The sequence below is a fragment of the Salipiger sp. H15 genome, assembly GCF_040409955.1.
Taxonomy (GTDB): Bacteria; Pseudomonadota; Alphaproteobacteria; order Rhodobacterales; family Rhodobacteraceae; genus Salipiger.
The window spans coordinates 2,846,977-2,869,860 of record NZ_CP123384.1 but is presented as its reverse complement, the minus strand read 5'-3'; the positions used below and the strand labels follow the sequence as shown (position 1 = coordinate 2,869,860).

Below are 22,884 nucleotides of genomic sequence, written 5' to 3'. Positions count from 1 at the left end.
AAGCGCTCCAATCCCAGGGAGAGAGCCCATGGCCACCAAAGCTTCGCGCGCCGCCGCCCGCATGATGATCTCGCCCGCCGTCCTGCTGCTGCTGGGCTGGATGATCGTCCCGTTGACGATGACGCTCTACTTCTCGTTCCTGCGCTACAACCTGCTGATGCCGGGGATGGAGGAGTTCGCAGGCTGGACCAACTACAGGTTCTTCCTGACCGATCCCGCCTTCACCACGGCGCTGTGGAACACGCTCAAGCTGGTCGGGGGCGTGCTGCTCATCACCACGGTCGGCGGCACGCTGCTGGCGCTGCTGATGGACCAGCCGTTCTGGGGCCAGGGCATCGTGCGCATCCTGGTGATCGCGCCCTTCTTCGTGATGCCGACCGTCTCGGCGCTGGTCTGGAAGAACATGTTCATGAACCCGGTGAACGGGCTCTTCGCGCATCTCGCCAAGTTCCTCGGGCTGCAGCCCTACGATTTCCTCGCGCAGGCGCCGCTCGGCTCGATCATCTTCATCGTGAGCTGGCAATGGCTGCCCTTCGCCACGCTGATCCTGCTGACCGCGCTGCAGTCGCTCGACCAGGAGCAGCTCGAGGCGGCCGAGATGGACGGGGCGGGCGCGCTCTCGCGCTTCTTCTACATCATGCTGCCGCACCTCGCGCGGGCGATCACCGTGGTGATCCTGATCCAGACCATCTTCCTGCTGTCGGTCTTCGCCGAGATCCTCGTGACCACCAATGGCGGGCCGGGCGTGGCCTCCACCAACCTCACCTACCTCATCTACATGCAGTCGCTGCTGCAGTTCGACGTCGGCGGCGGCTCGGCCGGGGGCGTGGTGGCGATCATCCTCGCCAATATCGTCGCGGTCTTCCTGATGCGGATGATCGGCAAGAACCTGGAGACCTGAGCGATGAGGGATCGCGGCATGGAGCGGCCTGCGGCCGCTGACGCCTCCGGCGGGAGTATTTTAGGAAAAATGAAAGGGAGGGGCTGAGATGGCACGCAAAGTGACGACCCGGCGCAAGGCCGTGGTGACCGTGCTGGCCTGGGCCGTGGGGATCGCGATCTTCTTCCCGATCCTGTGGATCTTCATCCTGTCGTTCAAGTCCGAGGGCGACGCGATCAAGACGCCGATCGAGGTGCTGACCTCGAGCTGGACCTTCGAGAGCTACGCCACGGTGCAGGAGCGGTCGAACTACTTCCGGCACTTCTGGAACTCGGTGGTGATCTCGCTCGGCTCGACGCTGATCGGCCTCTTGATCGCCATCCCGGCGGCCTGGGCCATGGCCTTCGTGCCGGGCAAGCGCACCAAGGACGTGCTGATGTGGATGCTCTCCACCAAGATGCTGCCGCCGGTCGGGGTGCTGGTGCCGATCTACCTGCTGTTCCGCAACCTCGGGCTGCTCGACACGCGCATCGGCCTCGTGATCGTGCTGACGCTGATCAACCTGCCGATCATCGTCTGGATGCTCTACACCTACTTCAAGGAAATCCCCGGCGAGATCCTCGAGGCCGCGCGCATGGACGGCGCCTCGCTGAAGAACGAGCTCATCCACGTGCTGACGCCGATGGCGGTGCCGGGGATCGCCTCGACCCTGCTGCTCAACATCATCCTCGCCTGGAACGAGGCCTTCTGGACGCTGAACCTGACGGCGGCCAAGGCGGCCCCGCTCACGGCCTTCATCGCCAGCTATTCGTCGCCCGAGGGCCTGTTCTACGCCAAGCTCTCGGCCGCCTCGACCATGGCCATCGCGCCGATCCTCATCATGGGCTGGTTCAGCCAGAAGCAACTCGTCCGCGGCCTGACCTTCGGCGCGGTCAAATAAGATAGGAGCCAGACATGGGACGCATCACCCTCGACAAGGTGACCAAGAGCTTCGGCGAAGTGAACGTCATCCCGCCGCTGGACCTGACCATCAACGATGGCGAGTTCGTGGTCTTCGTCGGCCCCTCGGGCTGCGGCAAGTCCACGCTGCTGCGGCTGATCGCCGGGCTCGAGGACGTGACCTCGGGCCAGATCCGCATCGACGGCGAGGACGCCACCGACATGCCCCCCGCCAAGCGCGGGCTGGCCATGGTGTTCCAGAGCTACGCGCTCTACCCGCACATGTCGGTGCGCAAGAACATCGCCTTTCCGATGAAGATGGCGGGGATGCCGCAGGACGAGCAGAACCGCCGCATCGAGGCGGCGGCGAAATCGCTCAACCTGACCGACTACCTCGACCGGCGGCCGGGCCAGCTCTCGGGCGGCCAGCGCCAGCGCGTCGCCATCGGCCGGGCCATCGTGCGCGAGCCCTCGGCCTTCCTCTTCGACGAGCCGCTCTCGAACCTCGACGCGGCGCTGCGGGTGAACATGCGGCTCGAGATCTCGGAGCTGCACAACGCGCTGAAGACCACGATGATCTACGTGACCCACGACCAGGTCGAGGCGATGACCATGGCCGACAAGATCGTCGTGCTGCGCGCCGGAAACATCGAGCAGGTGGGCAGCCCGCTCGAGCTCTACAAGACGCCGCGCAACGAGTTCGTCGCGGGCTTCATCGGCTCGCCGAAGATGAATCTGATCCGCGGCGAGACGGCTGCGGCGAAGGGCGCCGCAACCATCGGCATCCGTCCCGAGCATCTTGCCGCCTCGACCGAAGGCGGGCTCTGGCAGGGCACGGTGGGCGTCGCCGAGCACCTCGGCTCGGACACCTTCCTGCACGTGCATGACCATGGGCTCGGCGCCGAGCCGCTGACCGTGCGGGTGGATGGCGAGATGGCGGTGCGCCACGGCGACCGCATCTTCCTGACCCCGGACGAGAGCAAGCTGCACCGCTTCGACAAGCAGGGGCTGCGCCTGTGACCGGACGTCTGCAGGGCAGGTGCGCCCTGATCACCGGCGCGGCGCGCGGGATCGGGGCGGCATTCGCCGAGGCCTACCTGCGCGAGGGCGCGGCGGTGGCGATCGCCGACATCGACCTTGCCCGCGCCGAGGCCACCGCCGCCGCGCTCGGCGCGGGGGCGACCGCGGTGCACATGGACGTCACCGACCAGTCGAGCATCGAGGGCGCCGTGGCCGAGACCGTCGCGCGGCTCGGGCGGATCGACATCCTGATCAACAATGCCGCGCTCTTCACCGCCGCGCCGCTGGTCGAGATCACCCGCGCCGACTATGCCCGGGTCTTCGACATCAACGTCGCGGGCGTGCTCTTCACCATGCAGGCGGTGGCCCGGCACATGATCGAACGCGGCGGCGGCGGCAGGATCATCAACATGGCGAGCCAGGCCGGCCGCCGCGGCGAGCCGCTGGTGGCGGTCTACTGCGCCTCCAAGGCGGCGGTGATCAGCCTGACGCAATCGGCGGCGCTGAACCTCATCCCGCATGGCATCAACGTCAACGCCATCGCCCCCGGCGTGGTCGATGGCGAGCACTGGGACGGGGTCGACGCCTTCTTCGCCAAGTATGAAAACAAGCCGCTCGGCCAGAAGAAACGCGAGGTCGGCGCCGCCGTCCCCTATGGCCGCATGGGCCGCGCCGAGGATCTGACCGGCATGGCCGTCTTCCTCGCCTCGGACGAGGCCGAGTACATCGTCGCCCAGACCTACAACGTCGACGGCGGCCAATGGATGAGCTGATGGAGGCCCCCATGAAACTCCACACCGGCGCGCTCGGCGCGCTCGATCCCCGCATCACCGCTCCGGGCTACGACCGCGCGCAGCTGCGCGCCGGCATCGTCCATGTCGGGCTCGGCAATTTCCACCGCGCGCACCAGGCGGTCTATCTCGACGATCTCTTCGCCAAGGGGCTCGACCACGACTGGGCGATCTGCGGCGCAGGGGTGCGCGCGCCCGACGGGCGGATGCGCGAGGCGCTGGCGGCGCAGGACTACCTCTCGACGGTGATCGAGCTCGACCCCTCGGGGCCGCGGCCGCGCATCATCGGCGCCATGGTCGATTTCGTGGAGGTCGATCCCGAGAATGGCCCCCTCATCGCCCGCATGGCCGATGCCGCCACGCGCATCGTCTCGCTGACCGTGACCGAGGGCGGCTATTACGTCGACGCCACCACCGGCACCTTCGATCCCACCCATCCCGACATCGTGGCGGATGGCGCCTCACCGGACGCGCCGAAGACCGTCTTCGGTGCCATCGTCGCCGCGCTGAAGGCGCGAAAGGACGCAGGGCTGCCGCCCTTCACCGTGATGAGCTGCGACAACATCCCCGGCAACGGCGCGGTGACGCGCGACGCGGTGGCGGGCACGGCGCGGCTGTCGGACCCTACGTTCGCCGACTGGATCGCCGCCAGTGTCGCCTTCCCGAACTCCATGGTCGACCGCATCACGCCCGCGACGGGCGAGGGCGAGCGGGCGCTGGCGCGGGAGTTCGGCCTCGACGATCCGGTCCCCGTCACCTGCGAGCCGTTCCGGCAATGGGTGCTCGAGGACAACTTCCCGCAGGGCAGGCCGCGGCTCGAGGAGGTGGGCGTCACCTTCACGGATCACGTGCACGATTACGAGCGGATGAAGATCCGCATCCTCAACGGCGGCCACGCGATCATCGCCTATGCCGGCGCGCTGCTCGGCTGCGAGTTCGCCGACGACGCCATGGCGCACCCGCTGGTCAGCGCCTTCCTGCGCAAGGTCGAGGAAGACGAGATCCTGCCGCACGTCGATCCGGTGCCCGAGTTCACCCCGCCCGCCTACCTTCAGCTGATCGAAAGCCGCTTCGCCAACCCGGCGGTCAAGGACACGATCCGCCGGCTCTGCCTCGACGGCTCGAACCGCCAGCCGAAGTTCATCGTGCCCTCGATCGCCGACGGGCTGCGCAAGGGCACGCCGATCGAGGGGCTGGCGCTCGAAAGCGCGCTCTGGTGCCGCTACTGCGCCGGAAGTTTCGAGGACGGCACGGTGATCGAGCCCAACGACCCCAGCTGGGAGGCGCTGACAGACCTTGCCGCCAAGGCCCGCGAGACACCTGCGCTCTGGCTGACACAGCGCGCGGTTTACGGAGAGATTCAAGGGGATACCCGCTTCGAAGAGAGTTTCGCGCGCTGGCTCGATATGATCTGGTCGCAGGGCGCGCGGCGCAGCATCGAAACCTACCTGAACGGCTGACCCATGTCCTACCTCGGCATCGATCTCGGAACCTCCGGCCTGCGCGCGCTGCTCACCGATGACGGCGGCGCGCCGATCGCCAGCGCCGAGCGCCATTACGAGGCGCGCCATCCCCATCCCGGCTGGTCCGAGCAGGACCCGTCGGACTGGATCGCCGCGTTCGAGGGGGCGGTGGGCGAACTCAGGGACCACGCGGCGTGGCCCGCGCTGCGCGGCATCGGCGTCGCCGGGCACATGCATGGCGCGGTGCTGCTGGGGGCGGATGACGCGGTGCTGCGGCACTGCATCCTCTGGAACGACACCCGCTCGCACGCCGAGGCGGCGCGGCTCGACGCGCTGCCGGAGTTCCGCGCGATCACCGGCAACATCGTCTTCCCCGGCTTCACCGCGCCCAAGCTCGACTGGGTGCGTGCCAAGGAGCCGCAGGTCTTCGCGCAGGTGGCCAAGGTGCTGCTGCCGGCGGCCTATCTCAACCTCTATCTGACCGGCGAGCACGTCGCCGACATGTCCGACAGCGCCGGCAGCGCCTGGTTCGACACCGGCGCGCGCGACTGGTCCGACGCGCTGCTCGAGGCCGGGCACATGACCCGCGCGCAGATGCCGCGGCTGGTCGAGGGGTCTCAGGCGGCGGGCAGGCTGCGCGCCGGGCTCGCGGCGGACTGGGGGCTCAGCCTGCCGGTGACCGTGGCGGGCGGGGCGGGCGACAATGCCGCCGCCGCCTGCGGCACCGGCGCGCTGCAGGAGGGGCAGGGCTTCGTCTCGCTCGGCACCTCGGGCGTGCTGCTGGCGGCGAGAGGCGGCTACCACCCGCTGCCGCAGAGCGCGCTGCACACCTTCTGCCACGCGGTGCCGGGGCGCTGGTACCAGATGGGGGTGATGCTCTCCTGCACCGACAGCCTCAACTGGCTGGCGCGCATCGCCGGGATGCGCCCGGCCGAGCTGACCGCGCCCCTCGGCGAGGCGCTGATGGCGCCGGGCCGGGTGCGCTTCCTGCCGTATCTCTCGGGCGAGCGCACGCCGCACAACGATGCCGCGATCCGCGGCGCCTTCACCGGGCTCGGCGCCGAGACCGGGCGCGACGACATGACTCGCGCGGTGCTCGAGGGTGTCGCCTTCGGTCTGCGCGACAGCGCCGAGGCGCTGCGCGGCGCCCATGCGCAGCTGGGCCACATGCTCGCCATCGGCGGCGGCAGCCGCTCGCGCTACTGGCTGCGGCTCATCGCGACGGTGCTGGACATGCCGCTGCACCTGCCGGCCTCGGGCGAGTTCGGCGCGGCGCTCGGCGCAGCCCGGCTCGGCCGGCTCGCCGCCACCGACGCCGCCCCCGAGGAGGTGATCACCCCGCCCGCCACCGCCGAGGTGATCGAGCCGGTGGCCGAGCTCGTCGCCGCCTATGACGAGGCCTACCAGCGCTTCGGCCCGGCCTACCGCGCGATCCGCGAGATCCAGTAAGGCGCCGCGCCACCCGCTTCCATATGTCGAAAATATCCCCGCCGGAGGCGCAGGGAGCCGTACGGCGGGGACGGGCGCGGCCTCACCAGAGGCGGGGCCTCAGATCACCCGCACCTGCGTGCCGACCGGGCAGAGCTCGAAGAGCTCGGCGATCTTCTCGTTGTAGAGCCCGATGCAGCCGTCCGACGAGGGGCGGCCGATCTTGCGCGTGTCATGGGTGCCGTGGATGATGTAGGCGGGCCAGCCGAGGTACATGGCATGGGTGCCGAGCGGGTTCTCGGGGCCGGGGCCGATCGGCTTCCAGTCGGGATAGCGCTCCATCTGCGAGGCGGTGGGCGTCCAGGAGGGGCCGACCTTCTTGCGCACGATCGAGGTGTAGCCGCGCTTGGTCAGCTCGTCGGTCAGCGGCACCGAGGTCGGGTAGGCGCGGTAATCCGTGTCGTCGGAATTCCAGTAGTGCAGCGTGCGCGAGGCGGTGTCGGCGACCAGCGTGGCCTTGCCCAGCGTCTCGAAATGGTCGCGCCAGTCCTGCCGCACCCAGCCCGAGGTGTTGCGGCGGGTGATGTCCCGCGGCATCTCCTGCGCGTGCAGCAGCGCCGGGGTGGACAGCAGCGCACCGCTGGCGAGGGCGCTGCCGAGCGCGGCGCGGCGGGTGAAGGTCTTGCTCATGAGGTCTCCTTTGCGGCGGGGGTACGCCCCGTTCTCGCCGCTTGAGACCGGCCCCGGCTTAACCGGAGCTTAAGCAATCACCCCCACCCGCCGCGGCTCACGCGAACGCGATCCGGCGTGGGCCGGGATCAGGCGTTGCCGCCCGCCGTCGCGTCCGAGACCTCGGAGGTCAGCGGCAGGTCCTGCGCCGGCGCGAGCGTGCCTTCGCCCGAGCGCGCGGGCGGCAGCACGACGACCTTGGTGCCGTTGGGCGTGCGGTCGTAGAGGTAGAGCGAATCCTGGTTGAACATTCGGATGCAGCCCGACGAGGTGGCGTGGCCGACGGTCCAGGGCGAGGGCGTGCCGTGGATGCGGTAGAGCGTGTCCCGCCCGCCCTTGTAGAGGTACATCGCGCGCGCCCCCAGCGGGTTCTCGAGCCCGCCCGGCAGGCCGCTGGCGACGGGGCGGTAGGTCTCGGGGTCGCGGCGGATCATGTTCGCGGTCGGCGTCCAGCGCGGCCATTCGCGCTTCTGCGCGATGCTGGCATTGCCGGAGAAGGCCAGCCCCTCGGCGCCCACGGCGACCGAGTAGCGCATCGCGCTGCCGCTATCGAGCACCTGGTAGAGCCAGCGCGCGGCCGGGTCGATGATGATCGTGCCGGGCTTCTCGTCCGAATAATAGCTGACGACCTGGCGCTTCTTCTCTTCGGTGAGGTACTTGTCCTCGATCGCCGGGATGGTGATGTCGCCATCCTGCACCTCGGCATACATCATCCGCGTCTCGTCCGAGATCGCGCCGGGCGTGTCGGGCGGAACGGCGGTGGTGGCGCAGGCGGCAAGCAGGCCGGCGAGGGTCAGGGAGAGCGCGGCGAGGGGAAGGCGGCGAGACATGCGCCGGGGACTGGGGAAATCGGTCATCTGGCTTTTCCGTTGCTCTTTTGAGTTGGGGCGCAGGACGGCTGCGCGCGGGAATGCGTGTGGCGCGGCTGGGGCCGGGAGTCACGTCGCGGGGACAGAGGTAGCGTGTCATCGGCGCTTGTCTGCCACCGGAGCGGGGAGTGTGTTCGCCGGGCAACAGGCGTTGGGCCGGCGTGAGGGGCGGCAGGGCGCTGCAATCGGTGCTGGGTCATCTGGGGCGACTAGGAATTGGTACTTAAGTAAGTCTTAAGGTTGACCAGCAATGCCCCGCGCGCAAGGAGGTTTCATGCGCATCTTGATCGTCGAGGATGATCCTGTGCTCTCCGAGGGACTCTCGGTGGGCCTGGGCCTGTCGGGCTTCACCGCCGATCCGGTGGCGACGCTTGCCGACGCCCGCGCGGCGCTGGCCGGGCCGGGCTTTGCCGGCATGGTGCTCGACGTGATGCTTCCCGATGGCTCGGGGCTCGACCTGCTGGCCGAGATCCGGCGCGGCGGCTCGGACCTGCCGGTGCTGCTGCTGACCGCCCGCGACCAGGTGCGCGACCGGATCTCCGGGCTCGACGCCGGGGCCGACGACTACCTCGGGAAGCCCTTCGACCTCGAGGAACTGGCGGCGCGGCTGCGCGCGATCCTGCGCCGCGCCGAGGGGCGCTCTGCCGCGGTGCTGCGCTGGAACGGGCTCGAGCTCGACCCGGCGCGGATGCGCGGCGAACTGCGCGGCGCGCCGCTGGCCTTCTCGCGCCGCGAGTTCGCGGTGCTGCACGCGCTGATGGAGCGGCCCGGGCAGATCCTGTCGAAACCCGCGCTCGAGGAACGGCTCTACGGCTGGCAGGAGGAAATCGAGAGCAACGCCGTCGAGGTCCACGTTCACCACCTGCGCGCCAAGCTCGGCCGCGGCTTCATCGAGACGGTGCGGGGCCTTGGCTACCGCGTCGCGGCCGAGGGCTGAGCCGGTGTCGCTGCGCCTGCGCCTCTTCCTGATCCTTGCGCTGGCCACCGGGGCGATCTGGTTCTCGGCGGTGATGTGGATCGAGCATTCGACCCGCGCGCAGGTGACCAAGGTGCTCGATGCCCGGCTTGCCGAGGCGGCGCGCATGGTCTCCTCGCTGCTCGAGGACCGGCGCATCGCCATGGCCGGAGAGGGCGCGCCGGTCGCCATCCCGCTCGATCCGCACCACGATTACGCGCACCAGCTCTCGTGCCAGATCTGGTCGCTGCAGGGCACGCTGGTGGGCCAGTCCGAGGGCGCGCCGCAGACACGGCTCACCGGCGCGGCGGGCACGGGCTATTCCGAAAGCACCGTCGGCGGCGAGACATGGCGGGTCTACACGGTCGAGAACGCGGCGCTTGGCGTGCGGGTGATGGTCGGCGACAGCCTCGGCGTGCGCGACCGGCTGGTCTCGGGGGTGATCGAGGGGCTGCTGCTGCCGCTCGCGGTGATCCTGCCGCTGCTTGCGGCGGCGATCTGGCTCAGCGTCGGGCGCGGGCTCGCGCCGATGCACCGGCTGGCCGAGGCGCTGCGTCTGCGCAGCCCGTCCGACCTCGGGCCGCTGCCCGCGGGGCCGGTGCCGTCCGAGATGCGCCCGATGCGCGGCGCGCTCGACGGGCTCTTCGCGCGGCTGGCACAGGCGCGCGAGGCCGAGCGCGACTTCACCGCCTTTGCCGCGCACGAGCTGAAGACGCCGCTGGCCGGGCTGCGCACGCAGGCGCAGATCGCCCGCATCGCGCCCGACGAGGCGACCCGCGCCCGCGCGCTGCGCAATATCGAGCGCTCGGTCGACCGCACCGACCGGCTGGTGCGCCAGCTGCTCGAGCTTTCCGCAGTCGAGCGCGAGGGCGACACGGCCGAGCCGGTGGACCTTGGCGCGCTCTGTACCGAGGTCTGCGCCGATCTTGCGCCGCTCGCCGAGGCGCGGGGCGTGGACCTGCTGCCCGAGGTGCCGGGTGGCGCGCTTGTGCCGCTGCGCTCGAGCGCCTTCCTGCTGCACGCCGCGCTGCGCAACCTCGTCGAGAACGCGGTGCAGGCCTCGCCCGAGGGCGGCGCGGTGCGCATCCGCCTCGAGGGCGCGGTGCTGGCGGTCGAGGACGCGGGTCCGGGCATCCCCGAGGCGCTGCGCGCGCGCGCCTGCGAGCGCTTCGTGCGCGGCACGCAGGGCGGCGACGGCAGCGGGCTGGGACTGGCCATCGCGCGCGCGGCGATGGAGCGGCTCGGCGGGCGGATCGAGCTGCCGCCGAGCGACGGGACGGGCCAGCGCGCCGAGCTGCACCTGCCTGCCGCCTGACCCAGGACCACAGCCCCCGGATCCCTGCACATCGGCTGTGCGCCGGACCGGCGCAGCGGGGACTGTCGCGCGGGGACTTTGCGCCTTACGTTCCGCTCCAACGCAAGGAGAGTGCAATGGAACTCGGACTCTACACATTCGGCGATGTCGGCACGAACCCGGTCACCGGCGAGAAGGTCGATGCGGCCAAGCGCTTGCAGGAGCTGATGGAGGAGATCGAGCTGGCCGATCAGGTCGGGCTCGACGTCTTCGGCCTCGGCGAGCATCACCGGCCGAACTACGCCATCTCGTCACCCGCGACGGTGCTGGCCGGTGCCGCACGCACGACGAAAAACATCAAGCTCAGCTCGGCGGTGACCGTGCTCAGCTCGGACGATCCGATCCGCGTCTACCAGCAGTTCGCGACGCTCGACAACCTGACCGGCGGCCGCGCCGAGCTGATGGTGGGCCGCGGCAGCTTCATCGAGAGCTTCCCGCTCTTCGGCTACGATCTCGACGACTACAACGAGCTTTTCGAGGAAAAGCTCTCGATGCTGCTGGCGATCAATGAGCATGAGCGGCTGAGCTGGCCCGGCACGGCGCACACGCCCAAGGTGGACGGCGCCGGGGTCTACCCGCGCGCCGCGCAGGACAAGCTGCCGATCTGGATCGCCGCGGGCGGCACGCCGCAGAGCATGGTCCGCGCCGGGGCGCTCGGCCTGCCGCTGGCGCTGGCGATCATCGGCGGCCAGCCGCGCCGCTTCGCGCCGCTCGCCGATCTCTACCGCCGGGCCGCGGCGCAGTCCGGTCATGCCGACAAGGCGCGCGTCTCGCTCAACGTGCACGGCTTCGTCGGCGAGGACGCCAAGGCGGCGGCCGACCTCTTCTTCCCGGCGCAGAAGCAGGTGATGGACCAGATCGGGCGCGAGCGCGGCTGGCCGCCGCAGAGCCGCGCGCAATACGACGCGGGCATGGGCCCCGAGGGCGCGATGTTCGTCGGCAGCCCGGCGCAGGTGGTCGACAAGATCCTCGGGCTGCGCGAGGATCTTGGCTTTGACCGGGTGACGATCCAGATGGCGATCGGTGTCATCGAGCACCGCGAGATGCTGAAGGCGATCGAGGTGCTTGGCACCAAGGTCGCGCCCGAGCTGCGCAAGGCGGGCTGACCTGCCCGCGGCGCAATGCCGCCATGGCCTCCGGCGCGCTTGATTTCCCGCGCCGGAGCGCCTAGATCGCGGGTCCGAGAGAGGACGACCTCCCCCATGACGGGAAATCAGACGGGACGGCCCGATGCCATGGAGAGTGTCATGCGCACCCGGTCCGATCGTATCCGTCACGCCCTCAGCTTCGAGCTGATCGGCCTCGCCCTCGTCACCCCGCTCGGCGCCTGGGCCTTCGACCGCGACATGCACGAGATCGGCCTTGTCGCGCTGGTCTGCGCCACCGTCGCGACGGGCTGGAACTACCTCTACAACCTGCTGTTCGACCTCTGGATGACGCGCCGCCACGGCCATACGCAGAAGACCCTGCGCCAGCGCGTGGTCCACGCGGTGCTGTTCGAGCTTGGCCTGCTGCTGGGGCTGGCGCCCTACATCGCCTGGGAACTGGGCGTGAGCCTTGGCCATGCGCTGGTGATGGACTTGGGCTTTGCCGGTTTCTACCTGGTCTATGCCTTCGCCTTCAACTGGGCCTACGACCTCGTCTTCCCGATCCCGGCCCGCCGACAGGTCGCCAGCGCCTGACACGTCGCGCTTCCGGGGAGTCCTGCGCGCGGGAATGATCCGGGGGGCGGCGCGTCAGAGGGTGCAGCCCTCCTGCGCGGCGGACGCGTCTGCGCCGGCGGCGCAGGGCGGCTGCGGCGCCGGTTGCTGCGCGCGCGCGCCGTGATAGGCGCCAAAGACGACAAGGGCGACCAGCGCGCCCAGCTGTATCAGGGTCATGCGTTTCATCTTCTGCCTCGTCCGGATGCTTGTCCGGGGTCGTTGCCCCGCATCCTGTCCTGCCCCCTTGGATGGAGAGCTTGCAGCAAGAGTACATCACGTAGCGGCAAGCCAGGTGTCCGGAATGCGACGCAAGCGGCGAGTTTGGCTCAAATGCCCTCCAACTCCGCGATTCTCCGTCGCGCTGTGGCATTCATGCCACGAAACCTGCCGCAAAGTTGCGCGCCCGCAACGAAAAGCCGCCCGGAGCGCAGGCTCCGGGCGGCTTTCCTTGATCAACTCGGCACCCTTGCGGGCCGCCTGCCTGGTGGAAGGGGCCCCGAGGGGCCCCGGCCGGATCAGGAGGCCGCGAGGTCGCGCAGCACGTACTGCAGCACGCCGCCGTGCTCGACGTATTCCTTCTCGATCGCCGTATCGATGCGGCACTTGAGCTGGATCGTCTTGGACGAGCCGTCCTTGAAGGTGATCGTGCAGGGCACTTCGGCCAGCGGGGTCACCGTGTCGAGACCTTCGATGGTCACGGTTTCCTCGCCGGTGATGCCGAGCGACTTGCGGGTGTCGCCGCCGGTGAACTCGAAGGGAATGACGCCCATGCCGACGAGGTTCGAGCGGTGGATACGCTCGAAGTTCTCGGCGATCACGGCCTTCACGCCGAGCAGCGCGGTGCCCTTGGCAGCCCAGTCACGCGAGGAGCCCGCGCCGTACTGTTCGCCACCGAAGATGACCAGCGGGGTGCCCTGGTCCTGGTAGGCCATGGCCGCCTCGTAGATCGAGGTCTGCTGGCCGTCCGGACCCTTGGAGTAGCCGCCCTCGACGCCGTCCAGCATCTCGTTCTTGATGCGGATGTTGGCGAAGGTGCCGCGCATCATCACCTCGTGGTTGCCGCGGCGCGAGCCGTACGAGTTGAACTCGCGGACGGGCACCTGGCGCTCGACGAGGTACTTGCCGGCCGGGGTGGTGTCCTTGAAGGAACCGGCGGGCGAGATGTGGTCGGTGGTGATCATGTCGCCGAGAACCGCGAGGACGCGTGCGCCTTCGATGTTGGTGATGACACCCGGCTCTTTCGACATGCCGCGGAAGTACGGCGGGTTCTGCACGTAGGTCGAGGTGGCCGGCCACGAGTAGGTCTCGCCGCCGTTGACTTCGACCGACTGCCACTTCTCGTCGCCCTTGAACACGTCGGCGTATTTCGACTGGAACGCGGCGCGCGTCACGGTTTTTTCGACCAGCTCGGCGATCTCGGCGTTCGACGGCCAGATGTCCTTGAGGTAGACGTCGTTGCCGTCCTTGTCGGTGCCGATCACGTCCTCGGCGATGTTGACGTTCATGTCACCCACCAGCGCGTAGGCCACGACGAGCGGCGGCGAGGCGAGGTAGTTGGCGCGGACGTCGGGCGAGATGCGGCCTTCGAAGTTGCGGTTGCCCGAGAGCACCGCGGTCGCGATCAGGTCGTAGTCGTTGATCGCCTTTGAGATCGGAGCGTCGAGCGGGCCCGAGTTGCCGATGCAGGTGGTGCAGCCGTAGCCGACGAGGTTGAAGCCCACGGCGTCGAGATCTTCCTGCAGGCCGGCGGCCTCGAGGTACTCGGACACGACCTGCGAGCCCGGTGCCAGCGAGGTCTTCACCCAGGGCTTGCGGTTCAGGCCGAGCGCGCGCGCCTTGCGGGCGACGAGGCCGGCGCCGATCATCACGTAGGGGTTCGAGGTGTTGGTGCAGGAGGTGATCGAGGCGATCACGATCGAGCCGTCGTGCAGCTGGTAGGCGCCGTCCTCGGTCTTGTACCAACCCTTGTTGTGGTGGCCTTCGTCACCCGGGATCGCGACGGGCTCGGGAGCGCCGCCCTCGGATTCCCAGCGGGCTTCGGCCTTGGCGGTCGCGTCCTTGCCGTTGCGCTGGCCGGCCACGAACTTCGAGAAGGCCGGGGCAGCCGCGTCGAGCGCGATGTAGTCCTGCGGGCGCTTCGGACCGGAGATTGCCGGAACGATGGTGCCCATGTCGAGCTCGAGCGTGTCGGTGTAGACCGGGTTGTAGCCCGCGCCACGCCAGAAGCCGTTTTCCTTGGCATAGGCCTCGACCAGCGCGATGCGGTCCTTGTCACGGCCGGTCTGCTCGAGGAAGCGCAGGGTTTCCGCGTCGATCGGGAAGAAGCCGCAGGTCGCACCGTATTCCGGGGCCATGTTGGCGATGGTCGCACGCTGTGCCAGCGGCAGGTGGTCGAGGCCTTCGCCGTAGAATTCGACGAACTTGTTGACCACGCCCTTGGCGCGCAGCATCTCGACGACCTTCAGCACGAGGTCGGTGCCGGTGGTGCCTTCGACCATCTCGCCGGTCAGCTTGAAGCCGACGACCTCGGGGATCAGCATCGACACGGGCTGGCCCAGCATCGCGGCCTCGGCCTCGATGCCGCCCACGCCCCAGCCCAGCACTGCCGCGCCGTTCACCATGGTGGTGTGCGAGTCGGTGCCGACGAGCGTGTCGGGGTAGGCCACTTCCTGGCCGTTCTGGTCAACGTCGGTCCAGACGGTCTGCGCTAGGTACTCGAGGTTCACCTGGTGGCAGATGCCGGTGCCCGGGGGAACCACGCGGAAGTTGTTGAAGGCCGACTGGCCCCACTTCAGGAACTCGTAGCGCTCGATGTTGCGCTCGTACTCGCGGTCCACGTTCATCTGGAACGCGCGCGGGTTGCCGAACTCGTCGATCATCACCGAGTGGTCGATCACGAGGTCGACGGGGTTCAGCGGGTTGATCTTCTGCGGGTCACCGCCGAGCGCCTTGATGCCGTCGCGCATCGCCGCGAGGTCCACGACGGCGGGAACGCCGGTGAAGTCCTGCATCAGCACGCGGGCCGGACGGTAGGCGATCTCGCGCGGGTTCTTGCCGCCCAGCTTGCCCCAGTCCGAGAAGGCCTTGATGTCGTCCACCGAGACGGTCTTGCCGTCTTCGAAGCGGAGCATGTTTTCCAGCACCACCTTGAGGGCGGCAGGGAGGTTGGAGAAGTCGCCGAGGCCGGCGGCTTGCGCGGCAGGGATCGAGTAGTAGGCGATGGTCTTGCCATTCACCTCGAGCGTCTTGCGCGTCTTGGACGTGTCCTGACCGACTGTAATGGGCATATCTGGCTCCCTATCAAAGGCTGGAGAAAAGGGGTTCGCTCGCAGGCTATCTGCCCCATGGCAGGGCTTGGTTCAAGAGGGGGGAGCCGCTTTTTGTATTCTACGGTATACAAAACGCGAAAAACTTGCTTCACCCGCTCTCGCAAAACCTTGATTGGTTATTTCAGAGCGGGTTTTGTACCCCAAGAATGGCAGAGCTAGGGGGAAAACTGGCCAGATGTTCCGACTCACGACTTGGATGGCACCCATCGCCATGCTGCTGGCTGGCAGCGTGGCCCAGGCACAGCAGGACACTCCGGTTCTGGTCGAGCTCTTCACCTCGCAGGGCTGCGCCGCCTGTCCGCCCGCCGATGCCGTCCTCTCCGAGCTCAGCTCGCGCGACGACGTGATCCCGCTGGCGCTGCACGTGGACTACTGGGATTACATCGGCTGGAAGGACGACTTCGCCGATCCCGCCTTCACCAAGCGCCAGAAGGGCTACGCCCGCGCCGCCGGGCGCCGCTCGCTCTACACGCCGCAGATGATCGTCGCCGGGCGCTTCGACGTGGTCGGCTCGCGCCCGATGAAGGTGGTCGACGCGATCCGCGCCGCCGCCGAGACGCCCTCGCCGGTGAAGCTGCTGCTCGCCCGCGACGGCGACCAGCTGGTGATCCGGGCCGAGCCGATCGCCAGCATGCCGCCCGAGACGGTGGTGCATCTCGTGCGCTACGCGCCGCAGAAGACCGTGGCGATCGAGGACGGCGAGAATGCCGGGCTCGAGATGACCTATACCAACATCGCCCATGGCTGGCGCGTGATCGGCAGCTGGGACGGGCAGGGCGCCTTCGAGACCTCGGTGCCGCTCGAGGGCGACGATCCGGCGGTCGTGCTGCTGCAGGAGCCGCCCTTCGGCCCGGTGCTGGCGGCGGCGCGCTGGCGCGAGTGAGCCCCCGGCGCGGCGGTCAGGCCGCGCCTTCGGATCCCATGAACATCAGGTCGGGCCCGCTGCCGTCGGGTGCCACGAGGCAGCGCCAGGGCGCGCCGTTCGCGCCGACGCGCATGTAGATCGCCGTCGCGGCCTCGGAGGTCTCGCTGCCGAGCACGGACACGCCGCCGCTGGTCTGGCTCTCGAGTGCCGACTGGCAGGAGGCGACCGCGGCATTGCTGACCTCGGGGGCCATTGTCTCGATGAAGGGCGGGCCGTCCGGCGCGGCGGCCATGGTCGCGCCCGAGGGCGCCATGTCGGTTTCGGCGCAGGCCGGGACGATCACGATCGCGGCGATGGCGGAGACTGTCCTGAGAAGGGGCATGTGGGATTTCCCGGAAATTGATGAACCAAGGCAATGCGCCGAGCCTAGGGCGGGGGCTCGCCCTGGATCAAGCGCCTTGCCGCCGGCTCAGGCCTTGCCTTCCTGCCGTGCGCGCTTCTCCGCCCGCTTGCGCTGGCGCTTGGGCTTCCAGCGCCGGTGGATCCAGAACCATTGACCCGGGTCCGCCTCGATCCGCGCCTCGAGCCGCCGGGTGACCTCGCGCATCATCTCGACCGGGTCGCCATGCGGGATCGGCGCCTCGAAGACTGCGTCGAAATTCACCCCGTCCGCCCTGCGGATGCCGAAGAAGGGCACGAAGAGCGCGCCGGTCTTCACCGCGATCTCGGCGGCGGAGGTCAGCGTGGGCGCGGACTGGCCGAGGAAGTCGATGGGCACGCCGGCGCTGTCGTAGACGTCGAAGAGCAGCACGCCCATGCCGCCGCCCCGGATGTGCTTGAGCAGCCCCATGGTGCCGCGCCGCCCCTGTTCGAAGACCGGATCGCTCAGGGCATGCATGTTGGCGGCGTAATGTTCGTTGAAGAACGGGTTGGCCATCGGCCGGTAGAGCCCGCCGATGCGCCAGCCGCGGGCGACCAGCGCGGCGCGCGGCGCCTCGAAATTCCCGTAGTGCCCGGTGACGAAGAGGATCGGCCGGCCCTCGGCGCGGGCCGCCTCGATCGCCGCGACGCCCTCGCCGGTGATCGGCGTGTCCTTCATCCGCGCCAGCAGCCCCGGCACGTCGTAATTCTCGATCATCGTGCGCCCGGCGTTCTGCGCCACCTCATCGGCGATGCGGCGGCGCTCGGCCTCGGGCATCTCGGGCCAGACATGGGCAAGGTTCGCCATGGCACGGTCGCGGTAGCCCGCGAGCGGCGCGACCAGCTTCGAGATCAGCGCCGCCATCATCCCGCCGCGCGCGGCGGGAGGCAGCAGCAGCGCCGCCTTGATCATCGCGCGCAGCGCCTTGTCCGACAGGTAGTCGCCGGCGCCGCCGCGCGGCCGCTCATTGCCGGCCCTGTTCTTCTTGCCCTCGGTCAAAACCCGCTCCGCTTTCCTGAAGGGCAGATTTAGGCCCACCCGGGGCGCAGCACAAGTTCCGGGTCTACTCGTCCTCCTCCTCGCCGCTCTTCAGCTCGATCTCGCCCACGCCGACAAGCTCGCGGATGGCGCTGACCACGGCGTTCATCGCCGCCTCGCCGCGCTTGCCCTTGACGCTCATCCCCGCCGCATCCTCGCGCAGCGCGGCGGCCATGCGCTTGGACATGTTCTCGAGCAGGTACTCGGCCGCGGGCAGGTCGGCCGCGGCGCTGGCGGCGGCGATGGCGAGGGTCAGCTGCTCGGGCGGCACGTCGCGGGTGATCTTCGGCACGTCCTGCTTCTTCAGCCGGGCAGGGATGTCGGCGAAGGTGAAGATCGCCCGGCGCACCGCCTCGGCAAAGGCCTTGTCGGTCTCCTCGAGCCCCTCGAGCACCTCGTCGCGCTTGGCCGAGGCGGCGTAGTTGAGGATCGCGCCCACCCGCTCGTCGGCGCGCTTGGCAAAGGCCCTCGGCGGCTCGGCGTCGAGCTGCGCGGCAAGGCTGAGCCCGATCCGGTCCACCGCCTCGGGCGAGACGCCCGCGGTCATCGACACGGCGTAGGCGATGCGCCGCGCCCGGTCGCCGGGCAGCAGCGCCAGCACCGCGGCGGCCTTGGCGGTGGCGATCTTCGAGAGCATGACCGCGGCGATCTCGGTCGCCTCGGCCCCGGCGATGGCGGCGACGCGCTCCTCGGGCAGGGCGCCGATGCGCTCCCAGGGATCGCCGCTCTGCCGCACTCCCGCCTCCTTGCGCAGCCGCGCCGCGGTGCGGGCGCTGATCTTGCCCTCGAGCGCCGAGAGCGCCCCGGCCATGTCTCCGGGAAAGGCGAGGCCGACCCCGTCCAGCTCCTCGGAGAATTCCTCGACCACGGCGTTGAGCGTGGCGCGGTCGATGTAGCGCATGCGCCCGAGCTGCAGCGTCAGCTCCGCCTGAAGCTCCTCGGGCAGCGAGGCGAGCGGCACGTCCGCCCCCTCGTTGAGCAGGAACTGCACGATGATCGCCGCCTTGGCGCGGCGCGACAGCGGCGGCTGCCCGCCGGGGGGCGAAGGGTTGGAACGCGACGGCAGGTGCGACATGGTGGCTGGCCCGGGCTCTTGCAGGTCCCAGAGCTAGCGCAGCGAGGTTAACGATCCCTCATCCGCGCCCCGAAACCCGACCCGTGCCGCGGGTCCCTTCCGCGCCTCTGCCCGCCATTCCGGCAGGCGCGGGGGCGCGGGCATGAAAAAAGGGCAGCCGTGCCGGGCCGCCCCTTCGCGTGATGTGGCGCGCGGACGCGCCTCGTCAGCCCGAAACGACCTTGCAGGTGCCAGAGGCGGAATCGTATTCCGAGCCGGCGGCGCAGGTCATCTTGGCCTCGCTGTGGGAGCCGCATTCCGCCCAGGCGGCAAGCGGCGCGGCCAGAAGCGCCGCGGCGGTCAACAGGGTCTTGATCGTCATGCGTCATCCTCCGTGTCGAATGCCGCAAGGCTAGCACGACGCCGCCCGCGCACCAAAGGGAAAGGGGCCGGCGCCCCGGCTCACGTTCACGCGAGCGCCGCGCCGGCCCCTTCCACATGGCTCAAATATCCCGGGGGAGTCCGCGCGCAGCGCGGGCGGGGGCAGCGCCCCCAAATCCCCGGCGGATCAGCTCTCGCCGAAGACGCGGCGGAAGATCGTGTCCACGTGCTTGGTATGGTAGCCCATGTCGAACTTCTCGTTGATCTGCTCGACACCGAGCGCCTTGACCACCTCCTCGTCCGCCAGCAGCTGCTCGCGGAAGTCGACGCGCTCTTCCCAGACCTTCAGCGCGTTGCGCTGGACCATGGAATAGGCATCCTCGCGCGACACGCCGGCCTGGGTCAGCGCCAGCAGCACGCGCTGCGACATCACGAGGCCGGGGAACTTGTTCATGTTGTCGAGCATGTTCTGCGGGTAGATGATCATCTTGTCGACGACGCCCGCGAGGCGGTTCAGCGCGAAGTCGAGGGTGATGGTCGCATCCGGCCCGATGCCGCGCTCGACCGAGCTGTGCGAGATGTCGCGCTCGTGCCAGAGGGCGACGTTCTCCATCGCCGGGATCACCGTCATCCGCACGAGGCGGGCGAGGCCGGTCAGGTTCTCGGTCAGCACCGGGTTCTTCTTGTGCGGCATCGCCGACGAGCCCTTCTGGCCCATCGAGAAGAACTCGGCGCCTTCCAGCACCTCGGTGCGCTGCATGTGGCGGATCTCGATCGCGACGTTCTCGATCGACGAGGCGATGACGCCGAGCGTGGCGAAGAACATCGCGTGGCGGTCGCGCGGGATCACCTGCGTCGAGATCGGCTCGGGGCGGAGGCCCAGCTTCTCGCAGACGTGCTCTTCAACCGCCGGGTCGATGTTGGCAAAGGTGCCGACGGCGCCCGAGATCGCGCCGGTGGCGACTTCCCAGCGGGCCTTCTCGAGGCGGTTCTTGTTGCGGTCCATCTCGGCGTAGAAGCGCGCGAAGGTGAGGCCCATGGTGGTCGGCTCGGCGTGGATGCCGTGGCTGCGGCCGACGCGGACGGTCATCTTGTGCTCGAAGGCGCGCTTCTTGAGCGCGGCCAGCACCTTGTCGACGCCTTCGAGCAGGATGTCGGCGGCGCGCACCAGCTGCACGTTGAGGCAGGTGTCGAGCACGTCCGAGCTGGTCATGCCCTGGTGCACGAAGCGGGCTTCCTCGCTGCCCACGTGCTCGGCGAGGTGGGTGAGGAAGGCGATGACGTCATGCTTGGTGACGGCCTCGATCTCGTCGATGCGGGCGACGTCGAATTCCACGTCCTTGGCCTTCCAGACGGCCTCGGCGTTCTCCTTCGGGATCACCCCGATCTCGGCCATGGCGTCGCAGGCATGCGCCTCGATCTCGTACCAGATGCGGAACTTGGTGGCAGGTTCCCAGATGGCGGTCATCTCGGGGCGGGCGTAGCGGGGGATCATCGGCTAACCTTCCGTCTCATGCAGGGCAGACGCGGGCGTCATAGGGCGGAAGTGGCGCGGCGGCAAGGGCGCTGAGCCTCGCCGCCGGCTGCGGGACGCGGGAGCGGCGGCGGAAGCGAGGGGGCGCTGCCCCCTCTTCGCCTGCGGCGAATTCACCCCCGGCGTATTTTCAAAGAGAAGAAGGGGCGGGCGCGGCGCTCAGCCCAGCCGGTCGAGGCGGGCGCGCAGGTGGCCGAGCACGTGCACGCGGATCGCCGAGGCGAGCCCCGCCTCGGTGCCGCGGCCGGCGTCGATCTCGGTGGCGAGCGCGTTCAGCGTCTTGCCCTCTGTCTCGGCGATGCGGCGGAACTCGTCCCAGAACGGCGCCTCGAGCGACACCGAGGTGCGGTGGCCGCGGATGGTGAGCGAGTGCTTGACCGGGCGGCCCGTCATGTTTCGGGCTTGGGATCTGCCGGGGCGTCGCGCCTGTGCCCGTCGAGATCGCGCGCGGACTTCGCGGCCTCGGCCGCCTCGCGCTGCTTCTCGGCCTTGCTGCGGCCGTGGCGCGCGGCATTCTCGTCGGCCTGCGCGCGCCTGTCGGCGCGGGCGCGGTCCTTGCGGAAGCGGTTGAGGTTGATGACGTTGCTCATGGCAGCGGAGAATAGCGTGGCGCGCGGGCCGGGCAATGGGCAAAGCGCGGGGTTTTCCGCGGGGAGGCGCGCCGGTCGGCGGAAAAGAGAACGGGGCCGCGCGGGCCCCGTCCTTGTCTCGATCAGGTCGCGGTGAGGTCGCGATCAGCCCTTCGGGCCGATCATGTCCTCGGGGCGCACGATGCGGTCGAAGGTTTCGGCATCGACGAAGCCGAGCGCGATCGCCTCTTCCTTCAGCGTGGTGCCGTTCTTGTGCGCGGTCTTGGCGACCTTGGTGGCGTTGTCATAGCCGATGGTCGGCGCCAGCGCCGTCACCAGCATCAGCGATTCCTTCATCAGCTTGTCGATGCGCGCCACGTTCGCCTGCGTGCCGACCACCATGTTGTCGGTGAAGGCCGAGGCGCTGTCGCCGAGCAGCTGCATCGACTGCAGCACGTTGTAGCTCATCATCGGGTTGTAGACGTTGAGCTCGAAGTGGCCCTGGCTGCCGGCGAAGCCGACGGCGGCGTCGTTGCCCATCACATGCGCGCAGACCATGGTCAGCGCCTCGGCCTGGGTCGGGTTGACCTTGCCGGGCATGATCGACGAGCCGGGCTCGTTCTCGGGCAGGATCAGCTCGCCGAGACCCGAGCGCGGGCCGGAGCCGAGCAGGCGCATGTCGTTGGCGATCTTGAAGAGCGAGGCCGCCACGGTCTTCAGCGCGCCGGAGAACATGACCATCGCGTCATGCGCGGCGAGCGCCTCGAACTTGTTGGGCGCGGTGACGAAGGGCAGGTCGGTGATCGTCGCCATGTTGCGGGCGACCATCTCGGCCCAGCCGGCCTTGGTGTTGAGGCCGGTGCCGACGGCGGTGCCGCCCTGCGCCAGCTCGTAGATGTCGCCGAGGCAGGCCTCGACGCGCTCGATGCCCTTCTTCACCTGGTGGGTGTAGCCGCCGAACTCCTGGCCCAGCGTCAGCGGGGTGGCATCCTGCGTGTGGGTCCGGCCGATCTTGATGATGTCCTTGAATTCCTCGGACTTCGCCTCGAGCGCGGCGTGCAGCTTGCGCAGGCCGGGCAGCAGCACGTCACGCGCCTGCATGGCGATGGCCACGTGCATGGCGGTCGGGAAGGTGTCGTTGGACGACTGGCCCATGTTGCAGTGGTCGTTGGGGTGGATCGGCTTCTTCGAGCCCATCACGCCGCCCAGCATCTCGATGGCGCGGTTCGAGATCACCTCGTTCGCGTTCATGTTCGACTGGGTGCCCGAGCCGGTCTGCCAGACCACCAGCGGGAAGTTGTCGTCGAACTTGCCCTCGATGACCTCGGAGGCGGCGGCGATGATCGCGTCGGCGGTGCCGGCGTCCATGTCCCCGAGTTCCTTGTTGGCCATCGCGCAGGCCTTCTTCACCACGCCGAGCGCGCGGATGATCGGAACCGGCTGCTTCTCCCAGCCGATCGGGAAGTTCATGATCGACCGCTGGGTCTGTGCGCCCCAGTACTTGTCGGCGGGAACCTCGAGCGGGCCGAAGCTATCGGTCTCGGTGCGGGTGTTGGCCATCT

Annotated in this window: 23 protein-coding genes; 11 read left to right on the top strand and 12 right to left on the bottom strand. The window is 69.2% G+C overall.

What is annotated here, in order from left to right; translation table 11 throughout:
* Positions 1–28 precede the first annotated feature (28 nt).
* From PVT71_RS13970 to xylB, 6 genes are all read left to right on the top strand, one after another.
* The gene (locus PVT71_RS13970) at positions 29–901 is read left to right on the top strand and encodes a sugar ABC transporter permease (protein WP_353472395.1); all 873 of its coding nucleotides are present in this window, start codon (positions 29–31) and stop codon (positions 899–901) included.
* An 88-nt stretch (positions 902–989) separates the two neighbouring features.
* On the top strand, positions 990–1,820 hold the full coding sequence (locus tag PVT71_RS13965) for a carbohydrate ABC transporter permease (protein ID WP_353472394.1): 831 nt from the start codon (positions 990–992) through the stop codon (positions 1,818–1,820).
* A 14-nt stretch (positions 1,821–1,834) separates the two neighbouring features.
* Entirely contained in the window at positions 1,835–2,839 is a 1,005-nt protein-coding gene (locus PVT71_RS13960; RefSeq protein ID WP_353472393.1) for an ABC transporter ATP-binding protein, read from the top strand.
* Complete coding sequence (locus PVT71_RS13955; RefSeq protein WP_353472392.1) at positions 2,836–3,612, top strand: L-iditol 2-dehydrogenase; 777 nt, start codon at positions 2,836–2,838, stop codon at positions 3,610–3,612. Before PVT71_RS13960 ends, PVT71_RS13955 begins: the two co-directional genes overlap by 4 nt.
* 11 nt (positions 3,613–3,623) lie before the next feature.
* Complete coding sequence (locus PVT71_RS13950; RefSeq protein ID WP_353472391.1) at positions 3,624–5,090, top strand: mannitol dehydrogenase family protein; 1,467 nt, start codon at positions 3,624–3,626, stop codon at positions 5,088–5,090.
* Between the two features lie 3 nt (positions 5,091–5,093).
* Complete coding sequence (xylB, locus tag PVT71_RS13945) at positions 5,094–6,542, top strand: xylulokinase (protein ID WP_353472390.1); 1,449 nt, start codon at positions 5,094–5,096, stop codon at positions 6,540–6,542.
* Between the two features lie 99 nt (positions 6,543–6,641).
* Here the strand turns inward: xylB and PVT71_RS13940 are convergent, their stop codons facing one another.
* Both PVT71_RS13940 and PVT71_RS13935 read right to left on the bottom strand, forming a co-directional pair.
* Positions 6,642–7,211 carry a L,D-transpeptidase gene (locus tag PVT71_RS13940; RefSeq protein ID WP_353472389.1) on the bottom strand — a complete coding sequence of 190 codons (570 nt, stop codon included), beginning with the start codon at positions 7,209–7,211 and terminating at the stop codon, positions 6,642–6,644.
* Between the two features lie 128 nt (positions 7,212–7,339).
* Positions 7,340–8,107 (bottom strand): L,D-transpeptidase, encoded by a 768-nt coding sequence (locus tag PVT71_RS13935; protein ID WP_353472388.1) that lies wholly within the window; start codon positions 8,105–8,107, stop codon positions 7,340–7,342.
* A gap of 286 nt (positions 8,108–8,393) precedes the next feature.
* On the opposite strand from PVT71_RS13935, the gene PVT71_RS13930 reads away from it, so the two are divergent.
* The 4 genes from PVT71_RS13930 to PVT71_RS13915 all read left to right on the top strand — a co-directional run bounded on the left by PVT71_RS13930 (position 8,394) and on the right by PVT71_RS13915 (position 12,110).
* Complete coding sequence (locus tag PVT71_RS13930; RefSeq protein WP_353472387.1) at positions 8,394–9,056, top strand: response regulator; 663 nt, start codon at positions 8,394–8,396, stop codon at positions 9,054–9,056.
* A 4-nt stretch (positions 9,057–9,060) separates the two neighbouring features.
* Positions 9,061–10,389: an ATP-binding protein gene (locus PVT71_RS13925; RefSeq protein ID WP_353472386.1), complete on the top strand. Its 1,329-nt coding sequence runs from the start codon at positions 9,061–9,063 to the stop codon at positions 10,387–10,389.
* Between the two features lie 116 nt (positions 10,390–10,505).
* Positions 10,506–11,534 (top strand): LLM class flavin-dependent oxidoreductase, encoded by a 1,029-nt coding sequence (locus PVT71_RS13920; RefSeq protein ID WP_353472385.1) that lies wholly within the window; start codon positions 10,506–10,508, stop codon positions 11,532–11,534.
* Between the two features lie 141 nt (positions 11,535–11,675).
* Positions 11,676–12,110 carry a PACE efflux transporter gene (locus tag PVT71_RS13915; protein WP_353472384.1) on the top strand — a complete coding sequence of 145 codons (435 nt, stop codon included), beginning with the start codon at positions 11,676–11,678 and terminating at the stop codon, positions 12,108–12,110.
* A 54-nt stretch (positions 12,111–12,164) separates the two neighbouring features.
* Here the strand turns inward: PVT71_RS13915 and PVT71_RS13910 are convergent, their stop codons facing one another.
* Together PVT71_RS13910 and acnA are read right to left on the bottom strand one after the other, a co-directional pair.
* The gene (locus PVT71_RS13910) at positions 12,165–12,317 is read right to left on the bottom strand and encodes a hypothetical protein (RefSeq protein WP_353472383.1); all 153 of its coding nucleotides are present in this window, start codon (positions 12,315–12,317) and stop codon (positions 12,165–12,167) included.
* 329 nt (positions 12,318–12,646) lie between these two features.
* Complete coding sequence (acnA, locus tag PVT71_RS13905; protein WP_353472382.1) at positions 12,647–15,418, bottom strand: aconitate hydratase AcnA; 2,772 nt, start codon at positions 15,416–15,418, stop codon at positions 12,647–12,649.
* A 217-nt stretch (positions 15,419–15,635) separates the two neighbouring features.
* Here acnA and PVT71_RS13900 point away from each other — a divergent pair, with 217 nt between their 5' ends.
* Positions 15,636–16,343: a DUF1223 domain-containing protein gene (locus tag PVT71_RS13900; protein ID WP_353472381.1), complete on the top strand. Its 708-nt coding sequence runs from the start codon at positions 15,636–15,638 to the stop codon at positions 16,341–16,343.
* A 16-nt stretch (positions 16,344–16,359) separates the two neighbouring features.
* Here the strand turns inward: PVT71_RS13900 and PVT71_RS13895 are convergent, their stop codons facing one another.
* The 8 genes from PVT71_RS13895 to fumC form a co-directional block, all read right to left on the bottom strand.
* Positions 16,360–16,707: a hypothetical protein gene (locus tag PVT71_RS13895; RefSeq protein ID WP_353472380.1), complete on the bottom strand. Its 348-nt coding sequence runs from the start codon at positions 16,705–16,707 to the stop codon at positions 16,360–16,362.
* 87 nt (positions 16,708–16,794) lie between these two features.
* Positions 16,795–17,745: a lysophospholipid acyltransferase family protein gene (locus tag PVT71_RS13890; RefSeq protein ID WP_353472379.1), complete on the bottom strand. Its 951-nt coding sequence runs from the start codon at positions 17,743–17,745 to the stop codon at positions 16,795–16,797.
* 64 nt (positions 17,746–17,809) lie between these two features.
* Complete coding sequence (locus PVT71_RS13885; RefSeq protein ID WP_353472378.1) at positions 17,810–18,859, bottom strand: FliG C-terminal domain-containing protein; 1,050 nt, start codon at positions 18,857–18,859, stop codon at positions 17,810–17,812.
* A 205-nt stretch (positions 18,860–19,064) separates the two neighbouring features.
* Positions 19,065–19,220 (bottom strand): adenylosuccinate lyase, encoded by a 156-nt coding sequence (locus PVT71_RS13880; RefSeq protein ID WP_353472377.1) that lies wholly within the window; start codon positions 19,218–19,220, stop codon positions 19,065–19,067.
* 186 nt (positions 19,221–19,406) lie between these two features.
* Positions 19,407–20,714 (bottom strand): adenylosuccinate lyase, encoded by a 1,308-nt coding sequence (purB, locus tag PVT71_RS13875; protein WP_353472376.1) that lies wholly within the window; start codon positions 20,712–20,714, stop codon positions 19,407–19,409.
* A 198-nt stretch (positions 20,715–20,912) separates the two neighbouring features.
* A complete protein-coding gene (locus PVT71_RS13870) occupies positions 20,913–21,146 on the bottom strand; it encodes a ribbon-helix-helix domain-containing protein (RefSeq protein WP_353472375.1) in 234 nt (77 codons plus the stop codon).
* Positions 21,143–21,343 (bottom strand): DUF4169 family protein, encoded by a 201-nt coding sequence (locus PVT71_RS13865; protein ID WP_353472374.1) that lies wholly within the window; start codon positions 21,341–21,343, stop codon positions 21,143–21,145. Before PVT71_RS13865 ends, PVT71_RS13870 begins: the two co-directional genes overlap by 4 nt.
* A 144-nt stretch (positions 21,344–21,487) precedes the next feature.
* The gene (fumC, locus tag PVT71_RS13860) at positions 21,488–22,882 is read right to left on the bottom strand and encodes a class II fumarate hydratase (protein WP_353472373.1); all 1,395 of its coding nucleotides are present in this window, start codon (positions 22,880–22,882) and stop codon (positions 21,488–21,490) included.
* Positions 22,883–22,884 lie beyond the last annotated feature (2 nt).